The following is a 17,162-nucleotide window of genomic DNA, read 5'->3' on the forward strand; positions in this document are numbered from 1 at the left end:
TTTCGGGCATCGTGCTCACCGTCTGCAGAATCGTTTCGATCCCCCTGTTCCCTTGCGGCGTTTCGTTGGCTAGGTTTTGTTCATGGTCCTACCTCTTGATCTGCCCCTCGTCCCCGCTCCGGTGTCCGCGAAGGCCAGGGAGGGACGTCTGCCGCTCGCCGCGACGACGCGCGTGCTCGGCTCCTCCCCCGCCGCCGGACAGCTGATCGACGCCGTCGAACGCCGCACCGGCCTCCGCCTCACCGCGGTGGACTCCGGCCCCGCCGAGATCGAGCTGTTCGTCGACGCGGCCTCGTCCGCACCGGAGGGCTACACGCTCGAGGTCGGCGACCGCGCCATCCTCATCGGCGCCGATGAGGCGGGGCTCTTCTACGGGGTCCAGACGCTGCTGCAGCTGCTCCGGGAGGACGACGCCGGCTGGGCGCTGCTCCGCGCCGACATCGCCGACGCCCCGCGCTTCGCCCGCCGCGGCGTGATGCTCGACGTGGCGCGGCACTTCTTCGGCGTCGACGACGTGAAGCGGTTCATCGACAGCACCAGCGCGCTGAAGTTCAACCACCTGCACCTGCACCTCACCGACGACCAGGGCTGGCGCGTGCACATCGATTCCTGGCCGCTGCTCACCGAGCGCGCCGCCGCCACCGCGGCCGACGGCGCCCCCGGCGGCTTCTACACCAAGGACGACTACCGCGAGATCGTGGCGTACGCGGCGGCGCGCCACATGATCGTGATCCCCGAGGTCGACCTCCCCGGCCACACCCACGCGATCGGCGTGGCCTATCCGGAGCTGGTCGAGGCCCCGGTGCTGAACGACGCGCTGGTCGCCCAGTCCGAGCAGCTCGGCCAGCCGCTCCCCGTGGCCGGAGAGCCCTACCTGGGCTGGGGCGTCGGGCACTCCAGCGTGCGCATCCACGAGGAGGAGACGTACCGGTTCGTCCGCGACGTCGTCCGCGAGCTCGCCGAGATGACCCCGGGGCCCTACATCCACATCGGCGGCGACGAGTCCCTCGGCACGCCCCAGGCCGACTTCGACCTCTTCGCGGAGCGCGCGACGGCGATCGTCGTCGAGGAGGGCAAGACCCCGGTCGCGTGGCACGAGATGGGGTCGGCGGCCGGCATCGCCCGCGGCACGATCGGGCAGTACTGGGGCATGACGACGCCGACGGGCACGCATGCCGAGGAGGCCGCGCACTTCGTCGAGCGCGGCGGAGCCCTCATCATGTCGGCGGCGGATGCGACCTATCTCGACATGAAGTACACGGCCGAGTTCCCGCTCGGACTCACCTGGGCCGCCATCATCGACGTCCGCCGCGCGTACGAGTGGGAGCCGACCGCCGTCCTCGACGTGCCGGACGAGGCGATCCTGGGGATCGAGGCGCCGCTGTGGTCCGAGACCACCCGCACGCTCGATGAGGTGGAGCAGCTCGTGTTCCCCCGTGCCGCCGCGCAGGCCGAGATCGCCTGGTCGCCGCGCGAGGGCGTGGGCCGCACGTGGGAGTCCTTCCGCGCCCGGGTCGGCGCCCTCGCGCCGCTGTGGAAGGCTGAGGGGGTCGATTTCCACCCCGCCCCCGAGATCCCCTGGAGCGCCCGTTGAAGACCCTCTCCTCCGCGACCGGTTCCCTCGTCATCCACTCCGCCCGCCTCGTCGATCGCGGGGAGATCGTCGAGGACGGCTGGGTGCGCATCGAGGACGGCGTCGTGGCGTCCCGCGGCACCGGAACGGACTGGGAGCCCGCGACGGAGGTCGTGGACGCGACCGCCGTGGCGGGCGCGGGCGCGCTGCTCACGCCGGGCTTCGTCGACATCCACGGTCACGGCGGGGCGGGTGCGGCGTACGACGACGGGGTGGACGCCATCCGGACCGGGCGGGATCTGCACCGCGAGCACGGCACCACCAGGGCCGTCATCTCGCTCGTCACGGGCACGATCGACGACCTCGCCCGCAGCGTCGCCCTGATCGCCACCCTGACCAGGACCGACCCGGACGTCCTCGGCTCGCACCTGGAGGGCCCGTTCCTCGACCCCGGGCACCACGGCGCCCATGAGCCCTCGCTGCTGCGGCACCCCGTCCCGGCCGACGTGGCCCGTCTGCTGGATGCCGGAGAAGGCACCGTCCGTCAGGTCACCATCGCGCCGGAGCTCCCCGGAGGGATCGACGCGGTCCGTCAGATCGTCGCGGCGGGTGCCGCGGCCGCGGTGGGGCACACCGACGCCGACGCCGCGATGGCCGTCGCCGCCTTCGAGGCCGGTGCCTCGCTGCTGACCCACGCGTTCAACGCGATGCCCGGCATCCACCACCGCGCGCCCGGACCGGTGCTGGCTGCGGCCGCCGACCACCGGGTGATCTTGGAGGCCATCGCCGACGACGTGCACCTCGACCCGCACGTCGTCAAGCTCGTGTTCGACGCGGCGCCGCAGCGCGTGGCGCTCATCACCGACGCCATGGCCGCGGCCGGGAGCGCCGACGGCAAGTACGACCTCGGTGCGGTCAAGGTCACCGTCGAGAACGGCGTGGCCCGCGCCGACGACACCGGCTCGATCGCCGGCTCCACCCTGACCCAGGACGTCGCGCTGCAGCGGGCGGTGGCGGCGGGCGTGCCGCTGCCGGAGGTCGTGCGGGCGCTCACGGAGACCCCGGCCCGCGCGATCGGACGTGACGCCCACCTCGGCGCGCTGCGCCCCGGCCTGCTCGGCGATGCGGTGCTCCTGGACGCGGAGCTGCGCGTCGCGCGGGTCTGGACGGGACCGGCGCTGCCCGCCTAGGACGACAGCGCTCCGCGCGACGCGCAGCACTGCGGTCTCCGGTCGATCGGACGAGACGGTGTCACCGGACTCCCCAGATCGGTGACGTGCGTCTCGCAGGTGTGGGAGTGGTGGGCCGCCGTTCTCCCCAGATCGGCGGCCCATTCCCTCCCGCTCGAGCGGGCGGGGCCGGGAGCTCCTCCCCCGAGGATCCCGACCCGCCCACTGGTGCAGTACCCCCCGCACCAGCGCCGGAACTCCGCCCCCCGGTGGAGTCCATTTCGGCTGTCTCTACCGGAAGAGACGAGGGTGCCCCCGGTTCATTACGCGGTTCTCCGAAAAAGTTTGAGAATTCTTCGCCGCTCCCTTCCGCGGGCGTCGTCACCGCGCTCGAGGAGCCGATCCCGAGCATCGGCTCCGAGTCCGTCCTGGGGCTGGCCAGCATGCCGATTTCGCGAGACAATGGAGGGACCGCGTAATGAAAGACGCCTTCTCGCGTCTCTCCTCCTGGGGACGGTTGTGTGCCCCGGGACCAGATGGATGACCGTGCACCGAGAGAACACCACACCAGACGACACCATCGGCGATGCCGACCTGATCCTCCGCGTCCGCTCCGGCGACAAGGGGGCGTTCGGGGAACTCTGGAGGCGGCACTACCCGTCCGGAATGGCGGTCGCACGCTCGGTGACCTCCTCGATCGATCCGGACGACCTGGTGCAGGAGTCCTACACCCGCATCTACCAGGCGATCCTCAAGGGCGGCGGCCCCAACGGCTCGTTCCGCGCCTACCTCTTCACGAGCATCCGCAACACGGCGGCCGCCTGGGGACGAGCACGCCGCGAGACCGCGATCGACGAACTCGACACGGTCGCCGACCCGGACAGCACCGAGCACGCCACGAACGAGGCGCTCGACCGCAGCCTCACGGCCCAGGCGTTCCGCAGCCTCCCCTCCCGGTGGCAGGAAGTTCTCTGGTACACCGAGATCGAGCAGATGAAGCCCCAGGAGGTGGCTCCGCTCCTCGGCATGAAGGCCGGCGCGGTGTCGCAGCTCGCCTTCCGGGCCCGCGAAGGGCTCCGCGAGGCGTGGATCCAGGCGCACCTGCGCAGCGCGAGCCCCGGCTCCGAGTGCCAGTGGACGATCGAGCATCTCGGCGCCTATTCGCGCGGCAACCTCGCCACCCGCGACCACCGTCGCCTGGAGCTGCACCTCGACGAGTGCGCGCGCTGCATGATCGTCGCCGCCGAGGCCAAGGACGTCTCCAAGCGCCTCGCCCTCGTGCTGCTCCCGCTCGTCCTCGGCGCCACCGGCGCCTCCGGGTACCTCGCCGCCCTCCAGGGCGGTGCACCGGTCCTGGCGGTGGCGGGCGCGGCGTCCACCATCCCCGGTGCGGTGTTCGTCGGCGACGGCGGCATCGGACAGGCCGCGGCGGCCACCTCCGGGGTCGGCGCCGCGGGTTCGGGAGCCGGCTCCGCCGGCGGTGCGGGCACGGGCGCGAGCACGGGCGGCGTCTTCACGGGCATGGGCGCCGTCGTCGGCGCCGGGTCGGCGGCCCTCGTGGTGGCCGGAGTCGTCGCCGCGGCGGCCATCGTCCCCGGGCTCGCGGGCGCGAACCCCGCGACCTCCCTGCCCAGCGCCTCGGACACCGACCCTTCGTCGATCACGACCGACATCGCTCCCGACTCCTCCCTCGACCTCGACGAGCCCGTGGTGATCGAGACGCCGGATGCCACGCAGCCGCCGTCTCCCCCGGCGGAGGACGAGACGGCCCCGCCGGTGTCCTCGGAGGCCGGACCCGATGCGGCTCCCGCCGCGCCCGTGGTCGTCCCCGCGCTCCCCGAGGCCACGGTGCCGCCCGTCGCTCCGGTGGACCCCGTCGATCCCGTGGACCCGGTGGACCCGGTGGACCCGGTCGATCCCGTGGACCCGGTCGATCCCGTCGATCCCGTCGATCCCGTGGACCCTGTGGACCCGGTGGACCCGGTGGACCCTGTGGACCCGGTGGACCCCGTGGACCCTGTGGACCCCGTGGACCCTGTGGATCCCGTGGACCCCGCGATCCCGACGGATCCGCCCACGTGGAGCACCGCCGACTTCTGGCTCGGCGAGGACCTGCACTGGTACTACGTCGTGCCGGTCGCCGGAGCACCGGGCACCGTCGTTTAGGCACTGCTCGGCGGCCAGGAGGGCGACAGCATCGTCCTCGGCGAGGACGGCACGGGCTTCGTCCAGCTGCGGGCCTCCCTCGACCAGTTCCTGTTCGCCAGCCTCGTGCCGGTGACCTTCCGCTACGTGCTGCCGTCCGGCGAGGCCGGCCCGTCGGCCACCACCTCGCTCTATTCGCTCGAACCCCAGGAGGCAGGCGCCGACGAGCGCGCAGCGGCGACGGCGGCCGAGGAGCAGCCGGCGGTCGTCATCGAGGAGGCCGAGCAGGCGCCGGCGCCCGAAGCGCCCGTCGCCGAGAGCGTGGCCCCCGTCGCCGAGGTCACGGCCCCGACCGACGCCGCCTCCGCAGAACCGGCACCCGCGGAATCCGCACCGACGGACGCCGCCCCCGCCGAGGTCGTGGCCACCGATGCCCCGACCGCAGACGCCGCCGCGACGGAAGCCCCGGCCGAGGACGCCCCGCCCGCGGAATAGACTGGTCGTATGACCCCGGATTCCGCCCCTGTCGCCGGCGTCGACCGTCCGGCCCTCACGGCCCTCGACATCGTGCGCGTCGTCGTCCTCATCGCGGCGATCGCCTCGCTCGCCCTGTGGGGGTTCGCGAGCTGGGACCTGCCGTGGAACGTCGTGATCGGCGTCGGCGCCCCCGTCGTCGCCCTCCTGCTGTGGGCGCTGTTCCTCTCCCCGCGCCCGGTGCTCCGCGTGCACCCCTTCCTTCGCGCGGTCGTCGAGCTCTTCATCTACGTCGGCGTGACCATCGCGTGGTGGTCCATGGGCCAGGCCCTCATCGGCACGGCGTTCGCGCTGGTGGCCGTCGTCGCCGGGGTCCTCAGCGGACGCCGCGCGCTGGCATGAGCGCACGGTCGTGAGCGTCGTCTCGCTGCTCCGCGACGCCCTCGGGGCGCGCGTGGACGTCAGCGAGCAGGCGCGGCGCGAGGCCAGAGCCGACCGCTCCGGTCATGCCGCGGTGGGCCTCCCCCTGGCCGTCGTCCATGCCGAGAGCGTGGACGACGTGCAGCAGACCCTGCGCATCGCCACGGCCACGCGCACGCCCGTCGTCGTTCGCGGTGCCGGGACCGGGCTCGCCGGGGCCGCCAACGCCGGTGAGGGGGAGATCGTCCTCTCCCTCCGCCGGATGGACGCCGTCCTCGAGGTGCGGCCGGACGACCTCCTCGCCGTGGTCGAGCCCGGCATCCTCAATGCCGACCTCAACGCGCACCTGGCGGCCCAGGGACTGTGGTGGCCGCCCGACCCCGCCAGTCGTGACATCTCCACCGTCGGCGGCAACATCGCGACCGGAGCCGGCGGACTGCTCTGCGCGAAGTACGGCGTCGTCCGCGATGCGGTCCTCGGCGTCGATCTCGTCCTCGCCGACGGACGCCTGCTCCACCTCGGGCACCGCAGCGTGAAGGGCGTGACCGGGCTCGACCTCACCGCCCTCGTCGTGGGGTCGGAGGGAACGCTCGGCGTCGTCGTCGGAGCCACGCTCAAGCTGCGCCGCCTGGTGCCGGGCGAGACCTGCACCGTGACGGCGACCTTCCCCGGCGTCCGGGCGGCGGCCGCAGGCTCCGCGGCCGTGACCGCCGCGGGGATCCAGCCCGCGATCATGGAGCTCATGGATGCCGCGAGCCTCGCCGCCGTCCACGCCCTGCTCGCCCTCCCCGCGCCGACCCCGGGCGCCGCACAGCTGACGATTCAGACCGACGGCCCGGCCGCGCGTGCGGAGGCGGACGCCATCGCCGCGATCCTGAGCGCCCACGAGGGCGTCCCCGTGGTCTCGCACGACCCCGTCGAGGGCGATCGCCTGCTGGCGATCCGGCGGTCGATGCACGCCGCGATGGCGTCGCTGGGGACCACCCTCATCGAGGACGTCTCGGTGCCGCGGAGCGCCATGCCCGCGATGTTCGACGAGATCGCCCGGATCGAGCGCCAGTTCGACATGGTGATCCCGACCGTGGCCCACGCCGGCGACGGCAACCTGCACCCGAACTTCATCTTCGAGGGTCCGGAGACCCCGCCGCAGGTGTGGGCGGCGGCCGACGAGCTCTTCCGCGCCGCGATCCGGCTCGGCGGCACCCTCACCGGCGAGCACGGCATCGGCGTCCTCAAGCGGCGCTGGCTGGCCGACGAGCTCGGCGACGACCAATGGCGCCTCCAGCGCGACATCGCCGCGGTGTTCGACCCCCTCGGCATCCTCAACCCCGGAAAGGTCTTCTCTCTCGATGCCTGACATCCACGTGAGCGCGGCCGTGATCGTCGATGCGGAGGGGCGGGTCCTCGTCGTACGCAAGCACGGCACCACCCGCTTCATGCAGCCCGGGGGCAAGCCGGAGCCGGGCGAATCCCCCGTCGAGACCCTCATCCGCGAGCTGCACGAAGAGCTCGGGCTCGAGCTCACGGACGCCGACCTCCGGCCCCTGGGGCGCTTCGTGTCGGCGGCCGCCAACGAGCCGGGGCACCGCGTGGTGGCCGACGCGTTCTCGGCCTCGATCGATCCCGACGGGGTCCGCGTGCAGGCCGAGCTCGCCGAGCTGCGCTGGATCACCCCGGAGGACGCCGCGGCGCTCCCGCTGGCCCCGCTGAGCGTCGAGCATCTGCTGCCGCTCGCGTGGCCGGCCGGAGCGCGCTAGCGCCTCGGATCAGATGCCCTGCCAGGCCGGCTTGTTCGCGAACGTGTAGCGGTAGTAGTCGGCGAGCTGCAGCTTCGACGCGGCGGCCTCGTCGACGACGATGGTCGCGTGCGGGTGCAGCTGGATGGCCGAACCAGGCAGCAGGGCCGTGAGCGGCCCCTCGACCGCACCGGCCACGGCCTCGGCCTTGCCCGCGCCGAACGCCAGCAGCACGAGGTGACGCGCTTCCAGGATGGTCCCCAGCCCCTGCGTGATGCAGTGCATCGGGACGTCGTCGATCGAGTCGAAGAACCGGGCGTTGTCCTCGCGGGTCTGCTCCGTCAGGGTCTTCACCCGGGTGCGGGAGGCGAAGGAGGACCCGGGCTCGTTGAACCCGATGTGCCCGTCGGTGCCGATGCCGAGGATCTGCAGGTCGACCCCGCCGGCCGCGGCGATGGCCGCGTCGTAGTCCTCACCCGCGTGCTGGATGGTCGCCTCCGCGCCGTTCGGCACGTGGATGCGCTCCGGGTCGAGGCCCAGCGGCTCCACCACCTCGCGGGTGATCACCGAGCGGTAGCTCTCCGGGTGGGAGGGGTCGATCCCGACGTACTCGTCGAGTGCGAAGCCCCGCACCTGCGAGACGTCCCGGCCCGCGAGGCGGCTGCGGAGAGCCTGGTACACCGGCAGCGGCGTGGAGCCGGTCGCGAGTCCGAGCACCGCGTCGGGGCGGCGGTCGATGAGCTCGACGATCTCGGTGGCGACCAGGGCCCCGGCGGCCTCGGCATTCTCGACGATGACGACCTCAGCCATGCGGAACGATCTCCTTCTCAGAAATGGATGCGCCCACCAGAGCGGCGCCGAAAGCGGCGGCGGGGGAACCCGCGGGGAGCAGTTCGATTCTCTCATCCAGCCGCAGGGACTTCAGGAACGGTGACGCCTGGGCACCCGCATGCAGGGCCGCGCGGATGCCGTCCGCGAGACGACCGCCGAGCGCGGTGAGACCGCCGCCGATGACCACCGTCTCGACGTCGGCCGAGAGCACGAGCACGCGCACGGCCGCCGCGGCCCCGAAGAAGAGGTCCGCCTGCAGGGCGAGGGCGTGCGGATCGCCGGCGTCGGCCGCCTCCACGATGTCCTTGACCGGGAGCGCGCCGGGGCGTCCCCAGGCCTTGGCCAGCGCCCCGCCGCCGCAGAACGTCTCCACGCAGCCGCGCTGTCCGCAGCCGCACAGACGCCCGCGGGGGTCGACGGAGAGGTGCCCGACCTCGCCCGCGGTCCCCCGCGCCCCGCGCCAGATGCGGCCGTCGATGACGATGCCGGCCGCGACGCCGGTGCCGAGGTTCAGGTAGGCCATCGATCCGGCGACGTCGCTCAGGACGGCGGCGCCGAGCGCGGCCGCCTTCACGTCGTTCTCGACCCGGAAGGGGACGCCCAGCGCCTGCTCGGCGCGCGCCGCGAGGTCGAGGGATTCCACGCCGAGGTTCACGGCGTGCAGCACACGTCCGGTCTCCGCGTCCACGAGGCCGGGGATGCCGATGCCGGCGGATCCGACGGCGGACAGCGGCAGCCCGCTCTCCTCGGCGAGCGCGGCGACGGTCGAGACGATGCTGTCGACGACGGCGTCCTCTCCCCACCCGGTCGGGCGGCGGAGGCGGGCGAGGATCGTCCCCGCCGGGTCGACGGCGACGGCGTCGATCTTCGTGCCGCCGACGTCGAGGCCCACGCGAAGGGGCCGACCGGCGCGGTCGGCGGAGGCGGGGACGATCATCGGATGCCGTTCCCGGTCATGGTCGCGAAGATCACGACACCCCCAGCTGCCCGGAGAGCACCATCACCGCGGCGCCCCGGAGCACGATGTCGTCCTGGCGGGTGAGCCGCACCATGACGTCCTCGAAGACGCCCTCGAGCGTGCGGGCGTGGAGCGTCTCGACGGCCGCGTCGATGAGCGTGCCGTCCAGCAGCTCGGCGGGTCCGGAGAGCACGACCTCGGACAGGTCGAGGGCGGCGACGATCGGGGCGATCGCGATCGCCATGCGGGTCCCGGAGTCGCGGAGGATCTCCTCGCGCGCGGCCGGGTCGGCGTCGATCGCCTCCTGCATGCGGCTCACGCTCAGCCACGCCTCCAGGCAGCCGATCTTGCCGCACGCGCAGCGGGGGCCGCCGTCCGTGCCGACGACGACGTGACCGATCTCCCCCGCCGCGAAACGGCTGCCGAGGAGCGGCTGGCTGCCGGTGATGAGCCCGGCACCCACGCCGCGGCCGATCTTGATCAGCATGAAGTCGGCTTCCGCCTCGCCGAACGTGTACTCCGCGAGCACCGCGGCGTTGGCGTCGTTGCGCGCCAGCACGGGGAGGTCGAGCTCGGCGCTGAGCTTCGCCTCCAACGGGAAGTCGGTCCAGCCGAGGTTGGGCGAGCTGAGGACGAGGCCGTCCGGACGCACGACACCCGGGGTGCCGATGCCGACGCCGAGCACCGGCTGCGTGGCGATCTCGACGAGGGTCTGCGCGAGGCCGCGGAGGGCGTCGTACGCGGCATCGCCGTCGGGCGTCGCGGGACGCGGCACCTGACGCCGCTCCAGCACGTCGCCGTCGAGGCTGAGCACGGCCCCCTCGAAGGCGGTCGGACCGGACAGGTCGAGTCCGATGATCTGATGCCCCACGCGGTCGATGTCGATGAGGATCGGCGGCTTTCCGGGGCCCACCGCCTCGCGGACGCCGATCTCGACGACGATGCCGTCGGCGATGAACTCCGCGACGAGGTCGGAGATCGTGACGCGCGTGAGGCCGGTCTCTCGGGAGAGGTCGGCGCGGCTCATCGCCCCCGAGTGATAGAGCGTCTGCAGCACGAGGGCGCGGTTATGACCGCGCGCGTGCTCGGGGAGCACCTTGGTGCGCGAACGGAGATGCCGCGCGGGGCCGAAGGCGTGCGCGTTCGCGGCGACGAAGTCTGTCGTCGCCGCGGGGCGCTGATCATCCGAAACGGACATGTTTGTTAGTAGACCTTACGAACAGGAATTGTGCAACTGTTCCGCGCGATTCCGCGGGCAGGGTTACCGAAACGTGACATCACGCCGACCGCGGATCCTCGTCAGCGGCCCGGCGGAGGAGGCGCTCGACGAGGCCGGCGACGATCGCCTCCCGCGTCTCCACGGTCATGGGCTTGCCGGGGACCCCCGGGCGCCGCTGCTCGGGCGACGGACCGTCCAGCGGACGATACCGCACCCCCGCCGCGGCGAGGCGCCGCAGGTGCGTGGGCAGCCGCCGCGCGAAGTCGGCGAACGGGGCGGGCTCTCCCCCGTCCCAGAGCCGCTCCGCGATCGCGGCGAGACGCGGGAACATCGCGAAGTCGACCCGGTCCCTGCTCGGCAGGTGCTCCGTCCACACGTTCGCCTGCCCGCCGACCGCCCCCTCGACGACCTGGAAGGAGTACGCGCGCTCGATGGTCAGCGGCGGACCGACGCGGATGGGCTCCTCGGTCGATTCCGACTGCGGGTAGTCGAGGTAGACCTCCAGATCCGGACACCCCACGTCCGGGATCCCCCGGCGCAGCGCCTCGCGCATCGCGACCGGTCCGCGCCAGGCGAGGATGCGGACGCCGTCGGGCACGTCGCCCTCCAGCACCTCGTCCCAGGCCAGCGCGGTCCGACCGCGGCGGCGGACGTGGTCGACGAACTGCGCCGTGAACCACGGCTGCACGTCGTGCGCCGTGGCCAGCCCCAGCTCCTGCATGCGCGCGGCGGCGGCCGCGCTCTCCGCCCACTCGGTCACCGGGACCTCGTCCCCGCCGATCCCGATCCACGCGGACGGGAACACGTCGCACAGCGCGTCGATGGCGGCACGGCCGAAGGCCAGCGCCTCCGGAGTCGGCGCGAGGGTGCGGGCATTCACGCCGAAGCGCTCCCACGGCCCGGTGGGCGGCGTCCCGACGTCGCAGTTGCCGAGCTCCGGATAGGCGGCGAGCGCGGCCTGGATGTGTCCCGGCAGCTCGACCTCTGGCACGAGCGTCACGAAGCGCTCCTCCGCGTAGCGCACGAGATCGCGCAGCTCGGCGGAGGTGTAGAAGCCCTCGTGCACGCCGGGCTCGACCGTGGCCTCCGGTCCGTGACCGCGTTGGGTGGCCTCGCGCCGCGCGCCGACCTCGGTCAGGCGCGGGTAGCCGGGCACCTCGAAGCGCCAGCCCTGATCGTCCGTCAGGTGCAGATGCAGGATGCTGAGGTGGTGGTCGGCGAGCAGGTCGATGAGGCGACGCACGTCCTCCGCAGGGCGGAAGTGCCGCGCCACGTCGAGCATCGCACCGCGCCAGGCGGAGGCGGGAGCGCCCTCCCAGCGCCCGGCCGGGATGATCGCGGGGAGGGCGGGGTCGTGATCCGGGTCGCGGAGCTGCCGGAGCGTGGTCGCGCCGCGAAAGACCCCCTCCGGCGTCGCCCCCGCGATCTCGATCCCGGAGGCCGTCACGGTCACCCGGAAGGCCTCGGCACCGTGGCGCCCCGCGGCGGAGGCCGCGGCGCCCAGCTCCTCGTCGATCACGAGGCGGATCGCGGGCAGGGTGTCGTCCGCTCCCCCGCCGCCGAGCCGTGCGACCGCGGCCGCCAGCTCCGGCGCGCCGAGGATCGGGGTCGAGGGCGTCCACCGGAAGCCAGGAGCCAGGGAGTCGATCTCTGCGGGGATGTGCGGCACCGTCGCCCGCGGCGCGGACGGAGGCATCCGCAGCGCACGGCCGGCGACGGCGCCCGTGGGGTCGCCGTCGATGACGACCGGCACACCGCCGACGAGCACCTCATGCACGCCCTGCGGCGCGCCGTGCGGGTCGTCGAAGGTGGCTCCGGCTGCGATCGTCTCCGGGTCGAAGAGCACCAGGTCGGCGGTGGCGCCCTCGCGGATCACGCCGCGCGGTGCGTCGCCGCGGTCGAGGCCGAGGCGGGCGGCCGGGTTGCCGGAGAGATGACGCACCGCTTCCTCGAGGCTCAGCACGCCCAGCTCCCTGACGTAGTGCCCGAGGTAACGGGGGAACGTGCCACGGCCGCGCGGGTGCGGGCGCGCGCCGATGAGGATGCCGTCGCTGCCGCCGGAGTGCCGCGGGTGCCGCATGATGGCGCGGACGTTGTCCTCGTCGCCGATGTGCATGAGCACACCCGTGGCACCGGCATCGGCGAGGATCGTCTCGATCACGACATCGACGGCGCGCTGCCCCGTCTCCGCCGCGATGTCGGCGATCGTCCGGCCGACGAGCCCGGCCAGATCGGGATGGGCGGTCCCGGAGATCTGGATCGCCGACCAGTCCGCGGCCTCGCCGTGGAACCCGTCGCAGCCGATCTCCTCCAGCTCGACGCGGACCGCCTCGCGCCCCTCGGCGTCGAGGGCTGCCAGGACGCGGAGCAGGTCGCCGGTCGCCGCCAGCCGGCTGGGCAGGAGCGCGGCGAGAGTCGTCGCCCCCGGGAGATACGGGTAGGTGTCCAGGGTCACGTCGACGCCGTCGGCCGTCGCCGCGTCGACGAGCGCCAGCAGCTCGGCGGCGCGACCGCGGTTCGGGGCGAAGTTCATGGTCGCGTGGGTGAGATGGACCGGGCACCCGGTGCGGCGGCCGATCTCGATGGCCTCGCGGTACGCGTCCAGCGCCGCCCGCCCGTAGCTGCGGGTGTGCGGCGCCCAGTAGCCGCCGCGCTCCGCCACCACCCGGCAGAGGGCTTCGAGCTCCGCGGTGTCGGCGTACATCCCCGGGGTGTAGGTCAGGCCGCTGGACATGCCGAAGGCCCCCGCGCCGAGGGCCTGCCCGAGCAGGTCGGCCATGGCCGCGATCTCGGCAGGGGTCGCACGGCGGTCGTCGTGTCCGACCACCATCATCCGGAGGTTGCCCTGCGGCACCAGCACCGCGGCGTTGGCCACCGCGGCAGCGTCGATCGCCCGCAGGAGGTCGTCCATCGACCGCCACGGGACCACTGACGGCCGCCCGTTCCAGCCTGCGATCTGCGCGGGGATGACGGCGGCTGTCGCCTCGTCCAGCGGCGCGTAGCCCAGGCCGTCCTGCCCGAGCACCTCGGTCGTGACCCCCTGACGGATCTTGGCGTCGTGCGCGGCCCCCTGGAGCACCGCGAGATCGCTGTGCGCGTGCATGTCGATGAAACCGGGCGCCAGGACGAGGCCGGACGCCTCGACCTCGACCGCGCCGTCCGGCAGCTCGAGCGTCGTCCCGTCGCCGTCGCGGACGACGGCGACGACCCTGGCCCCCTCCACCGCAACGTCCGCGACGACGCGCGGAGCACCGGTACCGTCGACGACGGTCGCCCGACGATAGACGCGCACCAGGCCGGCCGCGGCCTTCTCGGCGCTCAGAAGCATGTCGCCACCGCGTCGATCACCCGGGGGTCCTCGGCGTCGGGGTCGTCGATCACGGCGACGACGCGCCACTTGTCGAACGCGGTGCACGGATGCGAGAGACCCAGCCGCACGACCTCGCCGACCGCGACGGTCGCCCCCTCGGCGGGCCGGAGGAAGGCATGCTGGTCGTTCAGGGCGGTCACGGCGCCGGCGACCGACTGCGGCACCGGGAGGTCGATGTCGAACGGCACGTCCCGCCGCCCGGCGTCGAGCAGGGCGAGGCCGGGTTCGGGCTGGGAGACCACTCGCGACCACGCGTGCATCGCGGACCGGAGTGGAGCGGTGTCCGTCAGCGGACCGAACGGCGACATGCGGGAGTAGAAGCCGTCGTCGTGGATCTGGAACGCACCGGAGCGCAGCACGACCTCGGCGTCCCCTCCCGCAGCGCCGAGGACCGCGGCGGCGCGATCGGGGAAGGAGCTGCCCCCCGCGCTGAGCACGGGGCGGACGCCGTCGGGGTAGTCGAGACGGTTGTGCAGCTCGACGAGCGTGGCCAGGAAGCCGTCCACCGCGGCGACCGAGGCCGCGGAGCGATCGGGACCGAAGGGCCCCTCGTAGCCCGTCACCCCGGCCAGGCGGAGACCAGGGGCGGCCGCGATCGCCGCGGCGATGCGCTCACCCTCCGCCACCGTGCGCGCGCCCGTCCTGCCCTGCGCGCCGCCGAGCTCCACGAGCACGTCCAGCGGTCGGGGGGCGCCGGCGAGGGCGTCGGCGAGGATCGCGACACCGGCGAGGGAATCCGCGCCGCAGAGGATCCGCAGGCCCTCGTCGGCCGCGAGCATCGCTCCGAGCTCCCGGGCCGCGGCGCCGTCCGTCACCCCGTTGGCGATGAGCACCGTGGGCACACCGGCGTCGACGGCGACGCGGGCCTGCCAGGGTGTGGCGACCGAGATCCCCCAGGCTCCCGCGTCGAGCAGCCGCTGCCAGAGCGCGGGCGCCATGGTGGTCTTGCCGTGGGGGGCGAGGCGGACGCCCTCGCGCGCGGCCCAGCCGAACACCGTGTCCTCGTTGTGCGCGATCGCGTCGGCGTGCACCGTGAGCACCGGGGTGCCGAGGTCCGACAGGTGCAGACCGGCCGCGCCGACCTCCGACAGACGCAGCCCCGCGGCGTGCGCCGGGAACCCCTTCGCCCAGGCGCCGAGGACGGGATCCGGAATTTGTAGAGGCATCTAACAAGGCTACTAGGCTGGCGGCATGACCGCGAAGACACGAGTTTCCACCGACGCCGCCCCCGCTCCCGCGCACACCTTCTCGCAGGGCGTCCGCAAGGGCCCGATCGTCCAGGTCTCCGGCCAGGGCCCCGTCGACCCGCAGACCAACGAGTACCTGTACCCGGGCGACGTCGCGGCGCAGACCACCCGCACGCTCGAGAACGTCAAGGCCATCGTGGAGGCCTCCGGCGCCACGTTCGACGATGTCGTGATGCTGCGCGTGTACCTCACCAAGCGGGAGGACTTCCCGATCATGAACGAGGCCTACGGCGCGTTCGTCGAGGCCCACACGACCAGTGGCGTGCTGCCCTCGCGCACCACCGTCTTCACCGGCCTTCCCCGCGAGGAGATGCTCGTCGAGATCGACGGACTCGCCGTCGTCGACTGACCCCCGACACCCCCGGCGAACGGGGAGGCACCTTATCAGGACCGTTGCCTCCCCGTTACCAGCCATCCCGTACCATGGACGACAGGACACGTCGAGACTGCGGGGGGTGTAGTTCGTGACCGATCTGATTTCCACGCCGGGCACTGCGACGGGGGCACAGCCCGACGATGCGACACCGACGAGCGTCCTGACGCCGGAGGCGGCGACCGACACGGCCCCGCCGCAGACCGGCGAGCAGCCCCTCGCCTGGGCTCCCGTCGAGCCCGCCCCGAAGAAGCGCCGCCTCGGCCTGTGGATCGGTCTCGGCCTCGGCGTGGTCGCGCTCGGCGCCGGCGCCGCCTCGATGATCCTCATCGCCCCCGGCACCACCGTCGCGGGCATCCCGGTCGGCTGGATGACCCCCGGGGCCGCCGCCGATGCGATCAGCTCCCGCCTCGCGCAGACCGAGGTGACCCTCACGGGCGAGGGCGACGACGCCGTGCTCACGGGCGCCGACCTGGGCGCGACCGCCGATGCCACCGCGCTCGCCGATGCCGCGTTCGCCGCACACCCGATGTGGAACCTCGGCGCGTGGATGGGCGACCCCGTGCCGGCCGACATCGTGCTCGACCAGGAGACCGCTGCCGCAGCGCTCCGCAGCGCCGTCCCCGGCAGCTTCGTCGACCCGGTCGACGCCGGAGTGGTCTTCGACGCCGCGAAGGGCACCTACACCGTCACGCCGTCCACGCCAGGAACGGGCATCGACGTGACCGCACTGAACGCGGCCTTCGTCGAGGCCGTGGGCGACGGCCGCACGACGTTCGAGTACCCCGGTGGTCCGGCCGAGGCCGCGCCCGCCGTGTCCGACGACGACGCCACGGCGACCGCGACCACGCTCAACACAATGCTCTCGACCATCGGCTTCTACGTCGGCGAGGAGCGGACCGTCCCGGTCTCCCCCGAGGTCGCGGCTTCCTGGCTGACCGTGGTCGACGACGGCCAGCTCCGCATCGAGGCCGACCCCGAGGCGATCCAGGCCACGGTCGACACGCTGCCCGCCGCGGTGGACCGCGCCCCCGTCGACGCGATCAACATCGTTGACTCCGCGGGGAACGTGCTGCGCGCCGAGAAGGAGGGCACCACCGGCCGCGCCCTCGGCGACACCGCGGACATCGCCGACGACTTCGCGACGCAACTCGCCGCGGGAGACGGCGTCTTCGCCCTCTCCGTGACGGAGACCCCCTTCGAGACGACGAACCTGTTCCGCCGCGCCGAGATCAACCTCAGCACGCAGCGCGCCTACCTGTTCGAGAACGACAAGGTCGTGCAGTCCTGGGCGGTGTCGACCGGTCTTCCCGGTACGCCCACGCCGACGGGCAACTTCAAGGTGTTCGCGCACACCGCCATCCAGGACATGGGCTGCTACGAGGGCGCGCCGTACTGCACCGAGGACGTGCCCTGGATCACGTGGTTCGCCCCGAACATCGGCTTCCACGGCACCTACTGGCACAACAACTTCGGCAACCGGATGAGCCACGGCTGCGTGAACCTGCCGATCGACCTCGCCAAGTACGTCTACGACTGGTCCCCCGTGGGCCTCGAGGTCTCCGTCTACAACTGATCCGGAGCCCTGCACCGGGCGAACCCGGCTGGGGACGACAGCAGAAGGGGGCGGATGCCGCAGCATCCGCC

General features: G+C 73.2%; 14 protein-coding genes. 9 read left to right on the forward strand and 5 right to left on the reverse strand.

The window, feature by feature from the left end; genetic code table 11:
• The first annotated feature begins 82 nt into the window (after positions 1-82).
• The 7 genes from B7W94_RS12485 to B7W94_RS12515 all read left to right on the forward strand — a co-directional run bounded on the left by B7W94_RS12485 (position 83) and on the right by B7W94_RS12515 (position 7,538).
• Positions 83-1,594, forward strand: coding sequence for a family 20 glycosylhydrolase (locus tag B7W94_RS12485; protein WP_081811575.1), 1,512 nt, complete (start codon positions 83-85; stop codon positions 1,592-1,594).
• Positions 1,591-2,763: an N-acetylglucosamine-6-phosphate deacetylase gene (gene nagA / locus B7W94_RS12490; RefSeq protein ID WP_085606825.1), complete on the forward strand. Its 1,173-nt coding sequence runs from the start codon at positions 1,591-1,593 to the stop codon at positions 2,761-2,763. Before B7W94_RS12485 ends, nagA begins: the two co-directional genes overlap by 4 nt.
• A gap of 519 nt (positions 2,764-3,282) precedes the next feature.
• Positions 3,283-4,908, forward strand: a complete 1,626-nt coding sequence (locus tag B7W94_RS18495) for a sigma-70 family RNA polymerase sigma factor (protein WP_172400120.1) — start codon at positions 3,283-3,285, stop codon at positions 4,906-4,908.
• Positions 4,909-5,019: 111 nt separating this feature from the next.
• Positions 5,020-5,382, forward strand: a complete 363-nt coding sequence (locus tag B7W94_RS18275; RefSeq protein ID WP_216353900.1) for a hypothetical protein — start codon at positions 5,020-5,022, stop codon at positions 5,380-5,382.
• Between the two features lie 9 nt (positions 5,383-5,391).
• Complete coding sequence (locus B7W94_RS12505; RefSeq protein ID WP_062766298.1) at positions 5,392-5,763, forward strand: YrdB family protein; 372 nt, start codon at positions 5,392-5,394, stop codon at positions 5,761-5,763.
• A gap of 10 nt (positions 5,764-5,773) precedes the next feature.
• Positions 5,774-7,138 carry an FAD-binding oxidoreductase gene (locus B7W94_RS12510; RefSeq protein ID WP_062766295.1) on the forward strand — a complete coding sequence of 455 codons (1,365 nt, stop codon included), beginning with the start codon at positions 5,774-5,776 and terminating at the stop codon, positions 7,136-7,138.
• The gene (locus B7W94_RS12515; RefSeq protein ID WP_025103797.1) at positions 7,131-7,538 is read left to right on the forward strand and encodes an NUDIX hydrolase; all 408 of its coding nucleotides are present in this window, start codon (positions 7,131-7,133) and stop codon (positions 7,536-7,538) included. The genes B7W94_RS12510 and B7W94_RS12515 overlap by 8 nt, the downstream gene beginning before the upstream one ends.
• 9 nt (positions 7,539-7,547) lie before the next feature.
• Here the strand turns inward: B7W94_RS12515 and nagB are convergent, their stop codons facing one another.
• From nagB to B7W94_RS12540, 5 genes are all read right to left on the reverse strand, one after another.
• Positions 7,548-8,327 (reverse strand): glucosamine-6-phosphate deaminase, encoded by a 780-nt coding sequence (gene nagB / locus B7W94_RS12520; RefSeq protein WP_025103796.1) that lies wholly within the window; start codon positions 8,325-8,327, stop codon positions 7,548-7,550.
• Entirely contained in the window at positions 8,320-9,285 is a 966-nt protein-coding gene (locus tag B7W94_RS12525; protein WP_062766292.1) for an ROK family protein, read from the reverse strand. Before B7W94_RS12525 ends, nagB begins: the two co-directional genes overlap by 8 nt.
• A 31-nt stretch (positions 9,286-9,316) precedes the next feature.
• The gene (locus B7W94_RS12530) at positions 9,317-10,504 is read right to left on the reverse strand and encodes an ROK family transcriptional regulator (RefSeq protein WP_025103794.1); all 1,188 of its coding nucleotides are present in this window, start codon (positions 10,502-10,504) and stop codon (positions 9,317-9,319) included.
• 79 nt (positions 10,505-10,583) lie between these two features.
• Complete coding sequence (locus B7W94_RS12535; RefSeq protein ID WP_085606829.1) at positions 10,584-13,853, reverse strand: family 20 glycosylhydrolase; 3,270 nt, start codon at positions 13,851-13,853, stop codon at positions 10,584-10,586.
• Complete coding sequence (locus B7W94_RS12540; protein ID WP_085606831.1) at positions 13,844-15,061, reverse strand: alanine racemase; 1,218 nt, start codon at positions 15,059-15,061, stop codon at positions 13,844-13,846. Before B7W94_RS12540 ends, B7W94_RS12535 begins: the two co-directional genes overlap by 10 nt.
• A gap of 25 nt (positions 15,062-15,086) precedes the next feature.
• Between B7W94_RS12540 and B7W94_RS12545 the strand changes: the two genes are divergently transcribed.
• Both B7W94_RS12545 and B7W94_RS12550 read left to right on the forward strand, forming a co-directional pair.
• Complete coding sequence (locus B7W94_RS12545; RefSeq protein ID WP_025103791.1) at positions 15,087-15,491, forward strand: RidA family protein; 405 nt, start codon at positions 15,087-15,089, stop codon at positions 15,489-15,491.
• 115 nt (positions 15,492-15,606) lie between these two features.
• Positions 15,607-17,091 (forward strand): L,D-transpeptidase family protein, encoded by a 1,485-nt coding sequence (locus B7W94_RS12550; protein WP_253247439.1) that lies wholly within the window; start codon positions 15,607-15,609, stop codon positions 17,089-17,091.
• Positions 17,092-17,162: the final 71 nt, after the last annotated feature.

Origin of the sequence: Microbacterium sp. LEMMJ01 (genome assembly GCF_002114135.1) — a bacterium.
Taxonomy (GTDB): Bacteria; Actinomycetota; Actinomycetes; order Actinomycetales; family Microbacteriaceae; genus Microbacterium.